This window comes from Eleftheria terrae (genome assembly GCF_030419005.1).
Taxonomy (GTDB): Bacteria; Pseudomonadota; Gammaproteobacteria; order Burkholderiales; family Burkholderiaceae_C; genus Caldimonas; species Caldimonas terrae.
Genome location: NZ_CP106951.1, coordinates 855,798 through 873,066, shown reverse-complemented (window position 1 = coordinate 873,066; position 17,269 = coordinate 855,798). Strand labels below are relative to the sequence as shown.

14 protein-coding genes are annotated in these 17,269 nt (G+C 70.1%); 10 read left to right on the top strand and 4 right to left on the bottom strand.

Features of this window, described 5'->3' with window-relative positions; translation table 11 throughout:
* Positions 1-165 precede the first annotated feature (165 nt).
* A complete protein-coding gene (locus N7L95_RS03910) occupies positions 166-1,548 on the top strand; it encodes a sigma-54-dependent transcriptional regulator (RefSeq protein ID WP_301258515.1) in 1,383 nt (460 codons plus the stop codon).
* A 98-nt stretch (positions 1,549-1,646) separates the two neighbouring features.
* On the top strand, positions 1,647-1,886 hold the full coding sequence (locus N7L95_RS03905; protein WP_301258514.1) for a hypothetical protein: 240 nt from the start codon (positions 1,647-1,649) through the stop codon (positions 1,884-1,886).
* A gap of 23 nt (positions 1,887-1,909) precedes the next feature.
* On the opposite strand, the gene N7L95_RS03900 is transcribed toward N7L95_RS03905, so the two are convergent.
* On the bottom strand, positions 1,910-3,643 hold the full coding sequence (locus N7L95_RS03900; protein ID WP_301258513.1) for a chitosanase: 1,734 nt from the start codon (positions 3,641-3,643) through the stop codon (positions 1,910-1,912).
* A gap of 222 nt (positions 3,644-3,865) precedes the next feature.
* The gene (locus tag N7L95_RS03895) at positions 3,866-4,978 is read right to left on the bottom strand and encodes an AAA family ATPase (RefSeq protein ID WP_301258512.1); all 1,113 of its coding nucleotides are present in this window, start codon (positions 4,976-4,978) and stop codon (positions 3,866-3,868) included.
* Positions 4,979-5,346: 368 nt separating this feature from the next.
* Between N7L95_RS03895 and N7L95_RS03890 the strand changes: the two genes are divergently transcribed.
* From N7L95_RS03890 to N7L95_RS03875, 4 genes are all read left to right on the top strand, one after another.
* On the top strand, positions 5,347-6,720 hold the full coding sequence (locus N7L95_RS03890) for a pyridoxal-phosphate dependent enzyme (RefSeq protein WP_301258511.1): 1,374 nt from the start codon (positions 5,347-5,349) through the stop codon (positions 6,718-6,720).
* Positions 6,717-7,910 (top strand): trans-sulfuration enzyme family protein, encoded by a 1,194-nt coding sequence (locus N7L95_RS03885; RefSeq protein ID WP_301258509.1) that lies wholly within the window; start codon positions 6,717-6,719, stop codon positions 7,908-7,910. Before N7L95_RS03890 ends, N7L95_RS03885 begins: the two co-directional genes overlap by 4 nt.
* Positions 7,911-8,212: 302 nt before the next feature.
* Positions 8,213-9,718: a S8 family serine peptidase gene (locus N7L95_RS03880; protein ID WP_301258508.1), complete on the top strand. Its 1,506-nt coding sequence runs from the start codon at positions 8,213-8,215 to the stop codon at positions 9,716-9,718.
* 47 nt (positions 9,719-9,765) lie between these two features.
* Complete coding sequence (locus N7L95_RS03875) at positions 9,766-10,179, top strand: hypothetical protein (protein WP_301258507.1); 414 nt, start codon at positions 9,766-9,768, stop codon at positions 10,177-10,179.
* Positions 10,180-10,349: 170 nt separating this feature from the next.
* Here the strand turns inward: N7L95_RS03875 and N7L95_RS03870 are convergent, their stop codons facing one another.
* Together N7L95_RS03870 and N7L95_RS03865 are read right to left on the bottom strand one after the other, a co-directional pair.
* A complete protein-coding gene (locus N7L95_RS03870; RefSeq protein ID WP_301258506.1) occupies positions 10,350-11,555 on the bottom strand; it encodes an acyltransferase family protein in 1,206 nt (401 codons plus the stop codon).
* Between the two features lie 401 nt (positions 11,556-11,956).
* On the bottom strand, positions 11,957-13,489 hold the full coding sequence (locus N7L95_RS03865) for a TolC family outer membrane protein (protein WP_301258505.1): 1,533 nt from the start codon (positions 13,487-13,489) through the stop codon (positions 11,957-11,959).
* A gap of 369 nt (positions 13,490-13,858) precedes the next feature.
* On the opposite strand from N7L95_RS03865, the gene N7L95_RS03860 reads away from it, so the two are divergent.
* The 4 genes from N7L95_RS03860 to N7L95_RS03845 all read left to right on the top strand — a co-directional run bounded on the left by N7L95_RS03860 (position 13,859) and on the right by N7L95_RS03845 (position 17,209).
* Complete coding sequence (locus tag N7L95_RS03860) at positions 13,859-14,494, top strand: transglutaminase-like cysteine peptidase (RefSeq protein WP_301258504.1); 636 nt, start codon at positions 13,859-13,861, stop codon at positions 14,492-14,494.
* A gap of 19 nt (positions 14,495-14,513) precedes the next feature.
* Positions 14,514-16,442 carry a bifunctional diguanylate cyclase/phosphodiesterase gene (locus N7L95_RS03855; RefSeq protein ID WP_301258503.1) on the top strand — a complete coding sequence of 643 codons (1,929 nt, stop codon included), beginning with the start codon at positions 14,514-14,516 and terminating at the stop codon, positions 16,440-16,442.
* Between the two features lie 405 nt (positions 16,443-16,847).
* The gene (locus tag N7L95_RS03850) at positions 16,848-16,991 is read left to right on the top strand and encodes a hypothetical protein (protein ID WP_301258502.1); all 144 of its coding nucleotides are present in this window, start codon (positions 16,848-16,850) and stop codon (positions 16,989-16,991) included.
* Positions 16,988-17,209, top strand: a complete 222-nt coding sequence (locus tag N7L95_RS03845) for a hypothetical protein (protein ID WP_301258501.1) — start codon at positions 16,988-16,990, stop codon at positions 17,207-17,209. Before N7L95_RS03850 ends, N7L95_RS03845 begins: the two co-directional genes overlap by 4 nt.
* Positions 17,210-17,269 lie beyond the last annotated feature (60 nt).

Below are 17,269 nucleotides of genomic sequence, written 5' to 3'. Positions count from 1 at the left end.
CAGGTTCCCCCAGCCGCTCACAGGAACGAGCCTTGCCGCACTTCCAGCGCGCCCCGCAAGGTACGGCGGCGCCCTTCACGGGAGGTCATCGATGGAAGGCGTGTTCGACTCATGGCCACCGGGAGGCGCGGCAAACGTCCTGGCGGGCTTGCGGAGGAATCGGCGATGGTTCATGCATTGATCGTCGATGACGACCTCCAGGCCGCAGAGACGCTGGCCTCGCTGGTGGCGGCCGAGGGGTATTCCACCGCCACGGCCCACAGCTTGCACCATGCGCGGCGGCAGTTGGCATCGCGCGCGCCGGATGTTGTGTTGCTTGACCTGCACTTGCCTGACGGCAGCGGCATGGACTTGCTGCGGGAGGCGCCCGTCGCGTCCTCGAGGGTGGTGTTCATCACCGCGCACGCCAGCGTCGACACGTCTGTGGAAGCACTGCGGCGCGGCGCGGCCGACTACCTCACCAAGCCCTTGCGTTTCGCCGACCTGCAGCGCCTGCTGGGCGATATCGCCGCACGTGCCGAGGCGCCGGCGCCGCTGTCGGCGGCCGCGCGGCCGGACCGCACGGCCGCTGGCCAGCCACTCGGTCGCTCGGCCGGCTGGCTGGCGGTGTGCCACCAGGCGCGCCGGGTGGCGGGCAGCGACCTGACCGTGTTCATCACTGGCGAGACCGGCTGCGGCAAGGAGGTGCTGGCGCGCTTCGTTCATGGCCTCAGCCGGCGCCGCGAGGGGCCGTTTTGTGCGGTGCATTGCGGCTCGCTGTCGCCGCGCCTGGTCGAGAGCGAATTGTTCGGCCACGAGCGGGGCGCCTTCACCGGTGCGCACGAGCGCCGGCTCGGCATCTTCGAGCGGGCCGACCGTGGCACGCTCTTCCTCGACGACATCACCGAGATGCCGTTGGACATGCAGGTGCGCCTGCTGCGCGTGCTGGAAACCGGTTGCTTCCGGCGGGTCGGCGGCACCGTGGACATTGCGGTCGATGTCCGGGTGATCGCCGCTTCCAGCCAGGTGCCGCTTGAGGCCGCGCGTGCCGGCCGCGTGAGGGAAGACCTGCTGTACCGCCTCAACGTCTATCCGCTGCAGGTGCCGTCGCTGCTGGAGCGCATCGACGATGTGCCCTTGCTGGCCCGGGCCTTCCTGGCCGAATGCTGTGAGCGCGAAGGTGTCTCGCGGACCTTCTCTGCCGCCGCCATGCAGCGCCTGATGCAGCACAGCTGGCCGGGCAATGTGCGGGAGCTGCGCAATGTGGTGCAGCGTGCCTGCCTGATGGCCGAAGCCGAGGTGATCGAGGCGGAGCACCTCAGCCTGGGCGCGCCGCTGTTGCGCACTCCCTGCGGTGCTTCCCCGACCTGCGTGCGGCTGTCGGTCGGCATGGCCCTGGCAGACGCCCTGCAGGCGGTCACACTGGCCACCTACCGGATCTGTTGCGGCCACCGCGAGCGCACCGCTCGCTTGCTGGGCATCAGCAAGAAGACCCTGTACACGCGGCTGATCGAGTATGGCCTGCACGCCGGACTGGCGCCCGGGCCACCGGAGCCGGGCAGCCCTTGATGCAGCGCGCCCACGTCCTGGGCCGTCAGGCGGGTGCGCGCCTTGCTTGCCCTCGTGGGAACGGGGGCGTCCCCCGCATTGCTTTCACAGGAGCCGACATGGACCGCCAGCACAAGCTTCAGCAGACGCCGCCACGTGCGACACCGGGGGGCGGCCTGCCCGGTGTCGACGCTGGACAGGCACGTCCGGTCGACCTCGCCGAAGAGTCGGTCGCCGGTGAAGAGGACCCGGGCGCCGGCATGGACATGGCGGTTGGCCCGGGCGGGCTGTCACCGGCTGAGGCGGGCAACCTCGGCCCCGGGCCGCAGCCCCGCGTGCCCGGCGCCACCCCTCACTGAAGCGCGAGCGGCGGCCGGCCGCCTCACTGGGAGGGTGGCACGATCTCGCGCACCGAAGGCAGTGCGAAATCAATGCGCTGCCAGCCGTCCACCCGCAAGGTGGACAAGGGTCCGGCCCAGTTCACCAGCTTGCTGTACTGCCCGGTGCTCTGGCCCTCGACATCGACGTATTCGCTGAACAGGCGCCACTGGTTGCGCGGCTTGCCGGTGGCGGCGTCAAAGGGCGCGGTGTCGAGGTAGAGGCGGTTGACGACCCGCTTGCGGTTGCTCGGGTCGTTGTAGCTCACCAGCTTCAGGCCCAGCCAGGTGTTGTCGGCCAGCGCAGCCTGGAACTTCGGCGTCAGCTTCACATAGTCGTAGTTCGGGTGCGTCAGCTCCTTGCCGAAGCGGGCGACCCGGCTGCCGCCGGCCGGGCCGAGCGTCATCATCACGGCCGACGCGGCGTCGGGATTGCTGCTCGTGTGAGGGCCGCCCCGCACCTTCAGCTGCAGCTGCGCACGGTCGGCGTCGAGCAGCTGGTGCACGCGCATGAACACCGTGAACTCCTGGTTCTTGAAGTCATGCTTGGTGCTCAGGTAGCCCTTCTGGTTCTTCCAGGTGTAGTAGACCTTGTCTTCCTGGTGGGCGCGCATCTGCAGCCGCATGCTCCAGCCGCTGCCGCCGCTGGCATAGTCGAGCGGGAAGGCTTCGGTGGTCCAGTAGCGCAGCGCGCCTTCGTTCTCGGGCCACGCCTTCTGTTTCTTCTCGAGGTAGATGGTGGGGGTCGTGTTCGGATCGCGGGTGCCGAGGCGCAGCTGGCTGCCCTTGGGGGAAGAGGGCAGCAGCATCTGCACGCCGTCCTCGTCCACGCCCTGCGGTTGAGGCGTCGGGTCCGGCGGCGGGTTGCCGTCGGCCGCATCGATGCGGAAGCTGTCGCCGTAGACCTTCCATTCCAGCGGTGTCTTCAGGTCCAGGTTGCCCTTGCGCAGGAACACGCGCTGGGCGGTGTCGACGCGGCTGGTGTCGCTGTGCGCCTCCTCGGTTTTCATCGCGGCCACCCGGGCGTCGAGGAAGGCGTTCAGGTAGTCGACCTCGTTGCCGCCTTGCGACGGCGGCTTGGCCTTGCGCAGTGCCTTCTTGCGGATGCCGCCGAAGCTCACGCTGTCATTGCCGGGCCCGTGCATCACGATGGCGTCGTAGTAGATGAACTGGCCCAAGGCCCGCAGCCCGTCCTGCTTGGCCTGCTGCAGCGCCGGGTTGAAGTAGATGCTGTCCCGCATCGCGTCCTGGGCCTGGCGGAAAGCCGGGTCCTGGGCGGCCCGGATCCAGTCGGCGGTGAAGTTCGGGTCGAGCCCGTCATGAGAATCGGAGCCATAGAGCTGGCGCAGCGCCGGCAGGTAGTTGGCGAGCCGGTTGCCGGGCGATCGGCGGGCATAGTCCTCGACCACCATCAGCATGTCGCCGGTGCCCGAGCAGAAGCCGACGATGCCGGCGGTGTAGCCGCGGCCGTCGTCGATGTCTTCGATGTACTTGTACTGCTCGCGCCATTCGAGCGACGAGTTCTCCGCACTCGACACCAGCTGCATCGCGATGTCCTTCAGCCGCGGCTCGCTCAGGTCGGACCGCGCTGCGGCCGGCGCGACGGCGGTCGGCTGGGCCGCGGGGCCGCCGGCCGGCTGGGCCACGGCCTTGCCGCCTCCGGCCGCGAAGGCCGCGGCCAGCAGCAAGGTGAGCAGTGAGCGGTGGGGGGCGGTGCCTGTTGCGCTTCTTTCCGGCATGAAACACGGCCAGGCGGCGGGGGCTGCTGTGCGCGCCGGCCGCGCGCCACGCGCGGGGACGGCGGCAACGCGAGCCTGTGGGCCTGAGGACGAGGGCATCTCTTCTCCTGAGCTGATGGATGGGGCCGGTGCACCACGAGGTGCGCCAGTCGGGCCAGGATAGGGGGAGGGCAGAGGACGCCTGTGTCCTGATATATGCATCCTGATGTTGCAGCGGCCGGCTCAGCGGGCTTCGCCCGGGGCGGCGGCGGCCGACTTCAGCCAGGCGCGGAAGCCCTCGTCCTCGAAGGCATAGCGGCCCCGTTGCACCTTGCCGAGGATGCCCTGGGCTTCCAGCTGCTGGATGGCATTGGCCACCGAGGCAGGCGCCACCGGGTCGGCCAGGCCCAGTGCGGCAGCGACGCGCTCGCGGGTGGCTTTCGAGAACAGCTGCGGTGCCTCGCTGACCAGTTCGCGCAATACCGCTCGCTGCAGTGCGGTGCAGCCGGCGTAGACCTCCTCGAACAACTGGTCAGGGCTGTTGACCTGCTTGAAGCGGGCCAGCGCTTCGGCCGCATCGCGACCCGGGGCGTCGGTGATCCAGTAGCGCACGAAGTCGATCATCTCGCCGGGCCGGTGCAGCAATTGCGAGAACGCCCAGTCCAGCTCTGGCAGCGGCACCTCGCGCCGGCTGGCGGCGCGGTAGCGCTCGGCCACGAAGGCGACGAACTCCATGCCCAGCAGCGGGAAGTCCATGTGCGCGGCGAGCTTGAAGGCGGTCTTGCTGTGGTCGCCCACCAGGGACAGCAGTTGCGAGCGGGAAGAGCCAGTGAGTAGCAGCAGCAGGCCGTGGGGGTAGGCGTTGAACAGTGCGCGAATGGCCTTCATCGCGGCATCCCCGGCGCCGGACTTGCCGAGCGTCTGCGCTTCGTCCAGCATCAGCAGGACTGGCCGTTGCGGCTCCAGGCGGCGCAGCTCGGCGAACTGCGAGGCCAGCCAGGCCGCCGGGTCGCTGCCCGCGGGTAGCGCGGGCGGTGCCGCCAGGCCCACGCTCAGGCCGAAGGCGCCCACCCGCGTCACCGGGGTGCGCTGCAGCTTGCTGGTCAACTCGCGCAGGGCGGTGGCCAGCGCGGTGTTGATGGCGCCCAGCGGGTCCGGCTGGCTCCACAGGTCGACGTACAGCGGCCTCAGGTCCTGCTGCTCGGCCGCCTCGGTGAGGTCGTGCGTCAGGAAGTAGGTCTTGCCGATCTGCCGCGGTCCGAACACGGCCAGGGGCCGGCGCGGGGCGTCAGCCAGCAGGCCGAGGTAGTGGGCAGCGAGTTGCGGGCGCGGATAGCGCCAGGAGTCGATCCGCATTTCCTGATTTTTCCATACAGCTCGGAAATTTCCTAATACCCTGGAAATTCCCGGAAAAGCGCCGGTGCAGCCGCTGGGGTGAGCGAGTGTCGCCTGCCCTCACGTGGCAGCGCGCCTGATGGAGTCGTCAGGGCGTCATGACTTCGCTGCATGACCTCATTCGAATTGCGAGTTAGGCTGCCGACAGGCCTTCGCTTATCGTGGCGCCCTTCGCCACAAGCGGGGGCCGCGCTGCCGCAAAGACAGGGCGGCAGCGGGCGTGAAGGATGCGACCCCAGCAACCCTTTCGGCGCCGGTGTTCGCCCAAGCAGCGAACATCGGCCCAGCGCCACTCCCGTGTATCACACGTTCAAGCAGAGGAGGCTGTCATGCCCACATCCCAGCGACCGGCCGTGTTGGACCTCATCGGTCGCACGCCACTCCTGCCCGTCACGCGGTTGGAGACTGGCCCCTGCCAGCTGTTCCTGAAGCTGGAATCGCAGAATCCGGGCGGCTCCATCAAGGACCGCATTGCCTTGACGATGATCGAGGCCGCCGAACGCGACGGCCGCCTGCGAGAAGGTGGCACCGTGGTCGAGGCCACTGCGGGCAACACCGGCCTGGGCCTGGCCCTGGTGGCCCGTGCCAAGGGCTATCGGGTGGTGCTGGTGGTGCCCGACAAGATGTCCACTGAAAAGGTGCTGCACCTGAAGGCCCTGGGTGCCGAAGTGCACACCACCCGCTCGGATGTCGGCAAGGGCCATCCCGACTACTACCAGGACTATGCCGCCCGCCTGGCCCGGGACATTCCCGGCGCCTTCTATGCCGACCAGTTCAACAACCCGGCCAACCCGCTGGCGCACGAGCAGAGCACCGGGCCCGAGATCTGGGAGCAGGCGGGGCATGAAATCGACGCCATCGTCGTCGGTGTCGGCTCCGGCGGCACGCTGACCGGCCTGACGCGCTACTTCCGTCGCGTGCGGCCGGACGTCGAGTTCGTGCTTGCCGACCCGGTCGGCTCCATCCTGTGCGACCAGGTGCTGACCGGCCGCCATGGTGACGCCGGCTCGTGGGCGGTGGAGGGCATCGGCGAAGACTTCGTGCCCTCGATTGCCGACCTGAGCGGCGTCAAGCACGCCTACTCCATCTCCGACACCGAGAGCTTCGGGGCCGCGCGCGAATTGCTGCGGGCCGAAGGCATTGCCGGTGGCTCCTCCACCGGCACGCTGCTGGCGGCCGCGCTGCGCTACTGCCGTGCGCAGACCCAGCCCAAGCGCGTCGTCACCTTTGTCTGCGACACCGGCACGCGCTATCTGTCCAAGGTCTACAACGACAGCTGGATGATCGATGAAGGCCTGCTCAAGCGGCCGCTCTACGGCGACCTGCGCGACCTCATCGCCCGCCGGCTCGACGAAGGCACGGTGGTCAGCGTGGCGCCGCAGGACACCCTGCTCACCGCCTTCAAGCGCATGCGCCAGGCCGAGGTCTCCCAGCTGCCGGTGCTGGACGACGGCCGGCTGGTCGGCGTGATCGACGAATCCGACGTGCTGATCGACGTGCAGGAAGACCCCGCCCGCTATGGCCACAGCGTTGCCTCTGCCATGACCACCGAACTCGAGACCCTGGCGCCCAGTGCCGACCTGGCTGCGCTGCGTGCGGTGCTGGCCCGCGGGCTGGTCGCCATCATCGCGGACGGCGCGCAACTGCACGGCCTGATCACCCGCTTCGACCTGCTCAACCACCTGCGCAAGACCTTGTCATGACCCAAGACCGCATCGAACCCAGCGCCGACGCCCTCGGCTTCGCCACTCGCGTGATCCACGCCGGCCAGTCGCCCGACCCGTCGACCGGCGCCATCATGCCGCCCATCTATGCCACCTCCACCTACGTGCAGCAGAGCCCGGGGGTGCACAAGGGCCTGGATTACGGCCGCTCGCACAACCCGACCCGCTGGGCCCTGGAGCGGTGTGTCGCCGATCTGGAAGACGGCGTGCAGGCCTTTGCCTTCGCTTCGGGCCTGGCCGCCATCTCGACCGTCCTGGAACTGCTGGACGCCGGTGCGCACATCGTCGCCGGCGACGACCTCTACGGCGGCACCTACCGCTTGTTCGAGCGCGTGCGGCGGCGCAGCGCGGGTCACAGCTTCAGCTTTGTCGACCTGTCCGATCCGCAGCGCCTGGTCGATGCCCTGCGCCCCGAGACCCGCATGGTCTGGGTCGAAACGCCCAGCAACCCGCTGCTGAAGCTGGCCGACCTGGCCGCCATTGCCGAGGTCTGCCGCTCGCGGGGCATCATCACGGTGGCCGACAACACCTTTGCCAGCCCCTGGGTGCAGCGCCCCCTGTCGCTGGGCTTCGACATCGTGGTGCACTCGACCACCAAGTACCTGAACGGCCACTCCGATGTCATCGGCGGCATCGCGGTGGTGGGGCGCGAGGCGCGCCAGGCCGAATGGGCCGAGCGCCTGGGCTTCCTGCAGAACGCGGTTGGCGCCATCGCCGGGCCCTTCGACAGCTTCCTGGCATTGCGCGGCGTGAAGACGCTGGCACTGCGCATGGAGCGCCATTGCAGCAATGCCCTTCAGCTGGCGCAATGGCTGGAGAGCCAGCCCAAGGTGGCGCAGGTGCGCTACCCGGGCCTCACGTCGCATCCCCAGCATGAGCTGGCGCGCCGGCAGATGCGCGGCTTTGGCGGCATGATCTCGCTGGACCTGGCGACCGACGAGGCCGGTGCACGGCGCTTCCTGGAGCGCTGCGAGCTGTTCTCGCTGGCCGAGAGCCTGGGTGGCGTCGAGAGCCTGATCGAGCATCCGGCGATCATGACGCACGCCACCATTCCCGCGGAGCAACGCGCCCGTCTGGGCATCGGCGACGGCCTGGTGCGCCTGTCGGTCGGCATCGAGGACGCGGCCGACCTGAAGAACGACCTGGCGCAGGCGCTGGCGGCCATCTGAAGCTCCGACGGCAGGCCGCGGCGCAAGGGGCGCGCAAGGGGGCCGCCAAGCCGGTGGCGCGCTCCTTGGGCTGAGGCCTCCGGGCGGCTGGTCCCTGCCTGTTCGGCCGGACGCCAAGAGCGCGCCCAGCCCGGTGCCGCGTGTCGCCCGGGAAGGGGCGGCACGCCGGGCGAGCGCTGCCGCGGACCCGCCGCTGCTTGCGGCGGCGTCCGTCCCGCTGCTGCCCGCCGATGCAAGGACCCCGGCACACCAAGGCGGGGACTGCGGCATGATGCGCGGCTGGCCACCGCGAGAGCCTGCTCTTGAAAACAAGACAACTGAGACAACAGGTCGAGCGCATCCTCGACGAGAACCCCCAGCCAACCGTCAGCGTGATCGTGCAGGGCGAGCCGGCCGGCTTGCAGCAGGCGATCGCCCGCGCCGCGCGCGAGGCGCTGCAACGCCGCGCCACCACCCAGGCCGCCGACTTGCTGCCACCGCCCGTGCGGGAGCGCGCTGCGCTGGCCAGCGCACGCGGCGCCGGGCAGGCGGCAGCCGGCCGCCTGTCGGTGGCGGCCGTGCGGCGTGCCGGTGCCGCGGCGTTGCAGCCGATGCAGCAGGCCGCCTTCCTCAACAATTCGCGCCTGGCGCGCCGCTCGGATGCACACGGGCGACCGCGCCCCTTGCCGCTGGCCGGTGCGGCGGTGATGGAGATGGACCGCGACGACCTCGCCCAGCTGCCCCAAGCGCTGCCCGAGGCACTGGCCGTCTTCCTGAACCGGCGCATCCCAGTGCCGCCCCGCCTGCGGGCGCGTGAGCTGCCCGCCGAAGTGGGCCGCCGGCTGACGCATGCGTGGGGACTCGAAAGCACCGGTGCCCTGGCTTGCTGGGGCGCATTCGATGCCCGGGGCCAGGGCGTGCGGGTGGCGGTGCTCGACACGGGCGTGGAAGCACGCCATCCCGACCTGCAGGGCAAGGTGGCGCGTTTCGTCGAAATCGACGCCAAGGGCCGCCTGGTCAAGGAAGGCGTCGACCACGCCTGGGATGCCGACGGCCACGGCACCCATGTCTGCGGCACCATTGCCGGCGGCAATGCCAGTGGGCGCTGGATCGGCATGGCGCCCGACGCTCGTCTGATGGTGGCCAAGGTGCTCGGGCGCCATGGCGGCACCGACGAGCAGATCCTCAAAGGCATGGAATGGGCGGTGGCCAACGGTGCCGACGTGGTCAACCTGTCGCTCGGTGGCCTGTCCTTCGAAGCCGGCGTGCTGGACACCTACACCGCCGCCATCGTGTCCGCCCGCGCAGCCGGCGTGCCGGTGGTGGCCGCCATCGGCAACGACGGCGCCCAGACCACCGGTTCCCCCGGCAACGACTATTTCGCGGTGGCGGTGGGCGCGACGGACGTGCATGGCCGTGTTGCCGCCTTCAGCGGCGGCCGCACCCAGGTGGTGGAAGGCTCGGACGCCATCGATCCGGCCGATCTGCCGCTGGTGTATGCCAAGCCGGACCTCTCGGCGCCCGGCGTGCAGGTGTATTCCTCGATCGGCAAGGGCAAGTGGGAGCATCTCAACGGCACCTCGATGGCCACGCCGCATGTCTCGGGGGCCATGGCCTTGCTGCTCAGCCGCCCCCCGGCGGCCCGCCAGGGGGCGGCGCTGCGTGAGCTCAAGGGCGTGGAGCGCACCGAGGCGCTGGTGCAGCTGCTGCTCGGCAGCGTGCGGGACCTGGGGGAGAACGGGCAGGATCACCGTTATGGCTTCGGCGGCCTGGATGTGCTGGCCGCCTGCGGCAACGCGGTGGGCTTGGGTTATCGGCCGCGACCTTGAAAAGTGACCCTGCAGCCGTTACCCTGTCCGCCTGGACCCGCCTTCTCATGAGCCATTTGCCTGCCACAGCGCTACGCGACAACGATCTGCTCGACTTCGCCACCGAGGTCGGCTCGTCGCGCAAGACCTCGGTCATCATCGAGGCCCGCCGTGCACCGGTGCCGGCGGGACGGCATGGCGGCCGCAGCCCTGCCAGCGAGCCTCGCGACCTGCTGCCCGGGCCGCCGCCCGCCAGCCGCGCCGGCCATGCGCGAGACGCCGTGAAAACCGCGCTGGCCAGCACGATGCGGGAGCTGGAGGGCGTGTTGCAGAAGCTCGGCCTGGCCGCCTCCGCCCGCCGCAACGACCTGAGCGGGTCTTTTGTGGTCGAGGTCACGCCGCGCCAGCTGCGTGAACTGGCCACCACACCGGCCGTGCAGGCCATTCGCTGCAATCGCCGCCACCGTCGCTCGGTGGCCTGAATCTGCCGGGTCTCCCGGCTCCCACGTCGTTGTGCTGCTGCTCGACAGGCCCGCAGGCCTGCCTGGGCCAGAGCGTGTCGCCCGCCCGGTGCGTGGGGCCACGCACCCGTACTGTGGCTTGCCGGCCGGCAGCCCACGGTGGGCCGGCAGCCGGCGTGCCAGGCAGGCGCTCAACTGACGCGCGGTTCTGCCCTGGCGGGGCGGGGCGCGCTGGCGCGCGCCGTACTGATCGGCTCACCGTTGAAGAGCACCCGGTAGAGCGTGAAGCGGTTGAACAACTGGTGCACGCCCCAGGCTGCCAGCAACGAAGTCATGACGATCAGCAGGAACTCAAGCAGCACGGGCAGGTCGACGAAACAGAACGCCAACCCGGTCAGGAAGATCGGGATGATGTGGAACAGGTAGATGGAATAGGCGCTGTCGACCAGGTTCTGCACCAGCGGTGACGGCCGGTCCAGCCAGCGCGCGCAGGCGCCCAGCACCAGGTGCACGCCCGACCAGGCCGCTGCAGGCAGCAGGAACAGGCGCACCGCTTTCTGCCAGGCGGCGCCCTGTGCCGGCCATAGCGCGATCGCCAACAGCACCGCGACGCACAGCGGCACCGACCAGCGGCGCCAGGTGACCAAGCGGTCGAGCAGGCCGCGCTGAAGGAAACACGCGACGCCGAGTACGAAGAAGGGCAGGTTGTACAGCAGCTTCTGCGTCATCACGCCGCCCCACAGGAAGGTGGGCAGCGGCTGGCCGGTGAAGTTGTCGAAGGCGCCCACCACAATGCTGTACATCCCGTGCACGGCGATCGCGCCGGCCAGGGCCCAGGTGGGCCAGCCGGCCAGCCGGCTGCCGGCGCGTCGCAGCCACTCCAGCATGGCCGGCGTGGCGGCGAGGGCGAGCAGCGTGCTGTAGATGAGCAGGTCGATCAGGAACCAGAGCTGGGCCAGCCAGACGCGGCCGGCATCCGGCGGCAGGTGCCCGTCGACCAGGAAGCCGCGGGCCAGCGGGCCATGGGGCCCGGCATGGGTGCTGGCGATTTCGAGCAGGGCCACCTGCACCGGCGAGAGCACGAGCAGGCCCGTCACCAGCGGCACACCCAGGCGGAACAGCCGCCCGCGGAAAAAGCCCGCGCGGGAGCGCTTGGTGACCAGCAATGCGGCGAAGAAGCCAGCCACCAGGAAGAAGGCCGGCATGCGGAAGGCGCTCGACAGGGTACCCCAGGCTGTGAGCGCGGGCGACTTGTCGGGCGAGCTGAGTTCCCAGCCCTGCAGCGCGTAGACCAGGGCGGCGTGGAACGGCACGCCCAGCAGCATCAGGGAAGCTCTTGCGCCATCCAGCCAGTACAGGCGGCGTTGGGTGACCGGGCCCGCGTCGGTACGGCTCATGCGGTGATCCTCTAGTAGCGACAGGAAGCTCCAGCGGCACACCGGCCGGCGCGGAGTCCGGTGTGCGGTGGACAACGGTGGGAGCACGGCCGCGGCAAGCAGGGTCACTGCCGTGGCTCGTCTTCCCTTCGCTCGAAGGCTAACAAAGAGGGGGACGACCAGCTGAGCCGGCTGGTTACGAGATGAGTCACCCATCCGCCGGGAAAGCGCGTCGGCCCGTAAACAAGGTGTAGCAGGAATTCGACGCACAGCAAGCCGCAAGCCTGCTACGGCTGGTCGGCTTGTCAGGACGGCGGCACCAGGGGGCCCGCACCGTCAACGCGATCGGGCCGGCAAGGTGGCTGCCGGCTGGTTGGGTGAAAGCGGCGAACGGCCGCCGCTGGACGGCGGCGCGCGACAGCCTATCGGTTCGGCAGGCGTTGCGGTGCCGGGGCGGAGGCGGGTGCGGCCGGCGCAGTGACCGCGGCAGGAGGCGCCACGGAGGCGGGCGGCGGCAAAACCGGTGCGCTGTTGGCCAGCCGCTGCGCCCGCGCATCGAGCGCCGTGCGGGGGGTGGACTGGTATTCGGGGCCGGTGTTGGGGCAGCGCGCCGCGCGGTCTTCGCCGGCGCTCCACTGCTCGGCGTCGGAGCCGGCGCTTTCGGCCGGCGCCAAGCCCAGGGTGGAGAGCAGGGTGCTGGTGCCGGCATGCACCCGCGCGTACGCAATGCCGAGGTCGTATTCGGCATTGGCGTAGGAGCGGCGGGCCGTGTACAGCTCGTTCTCGGCGTTCAGCAGGTCAAGCAGGCTGCGCTGGCCGATGTCGAACTGTTTCCGGTAGGCGTCGCGCGCCTTCTCGATGGCCAGCTGGTTGGCATCGAGGTAGCGCAGCTGGTCGCGCAGCTTCTGCGTGTCGTTGAAGGCAATCGCCACCGTCTGTCGCAGGTCGCGGCAGGCTTTGTCGCGCAGGTCGGCGGCCTGGTTCACCAGGTCGGCCAGTTGGCGTGCGCGGGCGTCGTCGGAGCCACCGTTGTAGAGGTTCCAGTTCAGCACCACCTCGGCCACGGTGTCGTGGCGCTGGTCGCGCACGCTCTCGTAGTTGTGGCCGACGCCGGAGCGCAGCCGGGCCTCGACCCGTGGCTGGTAAGCGGCCTTGCGGCCCTCGGCCTGGGCGCGCACCGCCCGCAGGTTCTCGATGGCGGCGGTGACGGCACCACTGCGCGTCACTGCGGCTTCGATGGCGGCGGGGGCGGTCAGCGGCAGTCCTTGCTGCAGGGGCTCGGGCAGGCTGGCCGGCGGCGGCAGTTCGCCGACCAGCCGCTGATAGCGGGCCGACACGTCGTGCAGGTTGGCGATTTCGGTCGTCAGGTTGGACTCCGCCAGCGCGAGCCGGGCGGCCGCCTGCTCCAGGTCCACGCCGCGGCTGACACCGGCCTTGAAGCGAGCCTGGATCTGGTCGTGCGACGCCTTGTGCTGCACGTAGTTGTCTTCCGCCAGTTCGACCAGGCGCCGATAGCGCGCCACGTCGTAGTAGGCCCGCACCGCCTCCAGCGCGGTTTGTTCCGACACATCGGTGAACTCGAAGAATCGGCTCAGCCGTGCGTGGCCGAGGCGGTTCACCTCGCTGCGGACGGCCGCGCCGTCCCACAGCACCTGGGTGACGCTGAGGGTCGCTCCGGTGCGGCGCAGGCTGCTGCGCACCGGGTCGCGGGAGCTGACGCGGTCGCGTTCGTGGCCGGCGCTGGCGCTCAGGTCGAGTCGCGGTCGCCACCCTCCGCGGGCCGCATCGGCCTCGTCGCCTGCGGCGCGAAATGCGTTCAGCCGCGCGGTCACCTCCGGGTTGGACTCCAGCGCCTTGCGGGCCACCGACTGCAAGGCGCCCGTGGTCTGTGCTGCCGCGGGCAGGGCAGCGCCGAGCAACAGGGCCAGGGTGGTCAAGCGGGTCGTCAGGCTCATCGGCAGGCTTTCTCGTCGAAATCGGAAGATGGACAGCCACCCAGCGGCGGCAAGATCATTCAGGGACGGGCAGAGTGTATCCTTGTGTAATTTTGTCGGTACTCTGCTGCCCCTTGCTCGCTGGGAAACTTTGTCACCAATTGGCGTCGGGATTGTGGCGGGAATCGCTCGGGGCGTGTGCAACAACACCGTGCCCAGCGCCCACGGTCTCGAGAAGCAGCTTATCGGGGCAGCGCCGCCGGGGAGCGCCGAAATGGCGGGTGTTTCAAGGGGTGTTCCCAGGTTTTCGCCTGTCTCGATGCGCTAGCCTGCCGCCAGATGTTGTTGTCGCTGCCCGGTCCCTGTCGTGCATGCCGAGCTGCAAGGTGGTTGCTGTGCTGCCTGCTGCTCGGGCTTGGCTGCGCCGGTGCTGCCCTGGACAGCGACCGCCTGCAACGCGCGGCGCAGCGCCTGGGCCCGGCGGCCGTGGCGGCTGCCCGCGCGCTGCAGGGCGAGCTGGTGGAGCTGCAGGCGGGCGACGAACGCAGCCGGCTGCAGGGTGTCAACCAGTTCTTCAACCGCCGGCAGGGCTTTCGCGACGACCAGGTGGTGTGGAGCCAGCTCGACTACTGGGCCAGCCCGCTGGAGTTCCTCCAGCAGGGCGCCGGCGACTGCGAGGATTTCGCGATGGCCAAGTACTTCAGCCTGCTGGCCATCGGCACCCCGTCGGAGCGCATGCGCCTGGTGTATGTGAGGGCCGCCATTGGCGGCCCCGGCGGCGCCAGCCAGGCTCACATGGTGCTGGCCTACTACCCGACCCCGCAGGCCGAACCGCTCATTCTGGACAACCTGATCGGCGACATCCGGCCCGCGTCCCGCCGGCCGGACCTCACGCCGGTCTTCAGCTTCAATGCCGAGGGCTTGTGGCAGGGGGTCGGCGCCCTGTCGGCGGGCGACCCGACGGCCCGCCTGTCGCGTTGGCGGGAGGTGCTGGCGAAGGCCCGCGAAGAAGGATTCTTGCCATGAGCATGCAGAAGGAAGACCCATGTCCCTGATCCGCCAGATGTGGCTGGTGGTGGTGGCCACCGCGCTGATCGCCTTTGCCGGCAGCTTCACCGTCAATGTGGCGTCCGCCCGCCACTACCTGGAAGCCCAGCTGCGGGTGAAGAACAGCGACAACGCAGCGGCGCTGGCCCTGTCGCTGTCCCAGCAGAAAGGCGACCTGGAGTTGATGGAGCTGCTGCTGGCGGCGCAGTTCGACACCGGGTTCTACGAGCGCATTCGCTTCCAGGGCAGCAACGGCAAGGTCATCGAGCGGGTCGCCCGTGCGGTCGACCCGCAGGCGCCGCGCTGGTTCGTCGCATGGGTGCCGATCGAATCGGCGCCCGGTGTGGCGCAGGTCAGCGACGGTTGGCGTGCCCTCGGTTCGGTGCAGGTGGTGAGCCATGTCTCGTATGCCTACCGCGACCTCTGGCGCGGCTGCCTGCAGGCCGGTGCCTGGCTCGCGCTGGTGGGGCTGGTGGCCGGGGTGGTGGGCAACTTCATCGTGCAAGGCATACGTCGGCCCCTGAACTCGACCGTGACCCAGGCCCAGGCGCTCGTCAACGGCCAGTTCGTCACCGTGGCGGAGCCGCGGGTGCCGGAGCTGCAGCGGCTGACCCGGGCGATGAACGGCATGGTGCACCGCCTGAAGACGGCGTTCGACGAGCAGGCCGGCCAGGTGGAAGCCCTGCGCCGGCAAGCCAACTGCGACCCGGCCACCGGCGTCTCGCACCGCCGGCATTTCATGACGCGGCTGGAATCGGAGCTGGAGCGCGAGGATGCTGCACCACGTGGGGTGCTGGTGATGGTGCGCATCGTGGAGCTGGCGCGTGTCAACGCGGAGCTCGGCCGGCGTGAGACCGATCGGTTGATCCAGCAGGTGGCGCAGGTGTTGCAGGACGGCGCGCACCGCTGCCCCGGTGCCTGGGTGGGCCGGCTGAACGGCTCGGACTTCGCCCTGTGCCTGCCGGCGCCGGAGGCGGCCGGCGCCGAGGGGGGCGTGACAGCCGAAGCGCTGGCGAACGAGCTGGCGCAGGCCTGCCGGCCTTTTGGCGAAGCCCAGGGGGTGGTGCTGGGGGCGGTGGACTACCGCAGCGGCACGCCGATGTCGCAACTGCTCTCGGCCGCCGACGAGGCACTGGCGCGGGCCGAGGCGCAAGGCCTGTTCGCCTGCGTGGTGCAAGGCGGCCCGGACGCCACGCATGCGGCCGAGGGCGAGGAGGGCTGGAAGCGGCGCATCGAGGCGGCCTTGCAGCAAGGCCGGGTGCAGCTGGCCCGGTACCCGCTGGTGGACCGCCAGGGTGCGCTGGTGCACTCGGAGAGTCCCCTGCGGCTGCAGCTGGAGCCGGGCGGTCCCTACGAGTCGGCCGCGCGCTGGCTGCCGCTGGCGGTGCGCACGCAGACCGTGGCAGCCGTGGACCTGGCAGTGGTTGCCTTGGCGCTGGCCGATATCGGCCGGGGCGCCGGGCCACTGGGCGTGAACCTGTCGGTGGCCTCGGTGCTGGACCCGGGATTCGCCGCGGCCCTGCGCGAGCGACTGGAGAAAGCGCCCCAGGCCGCGCAGCTGTGGCTGGAGGTTCCCGAATCGGCCGCGGTGCGCCACCACGGGCTGGTGCGGGAGCTGTGCCAGCAGGTGCGCCACACCGGGGCCCGCTTCGGCATCGAGCATGCCGGGGAGCAGCTGTCGAGGATCGAGCGCCTGTACGAGATCGGGCTCGACTACATCAAGCTCGATGCGCGCTTCGTGCGCGGAGCGGCCGATGACCAGGCGGTGCGCAACTTCGTGCAGGGCACCGCGGCGATGGCGCACGGCCTCGGCATCCAGCTGTATGCCGAAGGCGTAACCCGGGCGGACGACGCCGAGGCGTTGTGGGCCTGCGGCGTGGACGGCATCACCGGACCCTGGGCCGGCTCCGCGGTGCGGCAGGGCTAGCAGCGCCGCGGCAGCTCGTCGCCATGACCGGTGGCGCTGGAGTGCAGCCTCCCGCAGCGGCTGCCGATGCTGTCGCCTTCCCGCTGCCGGGGCCCGTGAGTCCCCCTGTGACTTTGCGGTATTGCCGCTTCGCGGCGACGGGCTTACCGTGGTTCGGCGACCCTTCGCTTCGAACCGCGGCAAGGCCGGCGGGCCGGCGACCGCTGCCGTTGCCGACCGTTGCCGGTGGCTTGTTTCCCACTGCAAAGGAGGTGAATCATGTCAGTCCTTGATGAGGGCGCCGGTGGAGGTGTGAAGCCTGCGCGATCGCAGGGCTTCGACCCGGTCCTGCTTGCGGCAGGGGGCCGCACCACCTGGTGGTACACCTGAGGAGACAATCGCGGCCCGCAGTATGCGAGCCCCAATGTGACCTCCCCCGGCATCCTGATGTGGGCGCTGCGGCAGGGCAAGCGGCTGGAGCCGAACGGCAGCGCCACCTACTTCGTCGAGATCCTCAACGAAGGGCCGCAGGCGGGCTACCACAACCTCGAGGGAGGGACCTTCGCATGAAGATGACCGTCATCATCGACGCCGGCGGCACGCTGGTGGCCGCCGCGCGGGTCATGGGCCCCGATCCGAAGACCGGCCTGCGAGCCGGTTTGATGGCCGGCCCCGGGCAGCAGGCCCGGGAACTCGATGTGCCGGACCTGTGGTCGTCCTGCACGAGCGCACAGGAGCTGCATGACCAGCTGTGCGCCCACCTGGCGCAGCACCACGCGAAGGGCTGAGCACCAGCGAGGAGGCCGAGGCGCCACCCGGTGCCGCCCGCTGTTCAGCGGCGGCCCAAG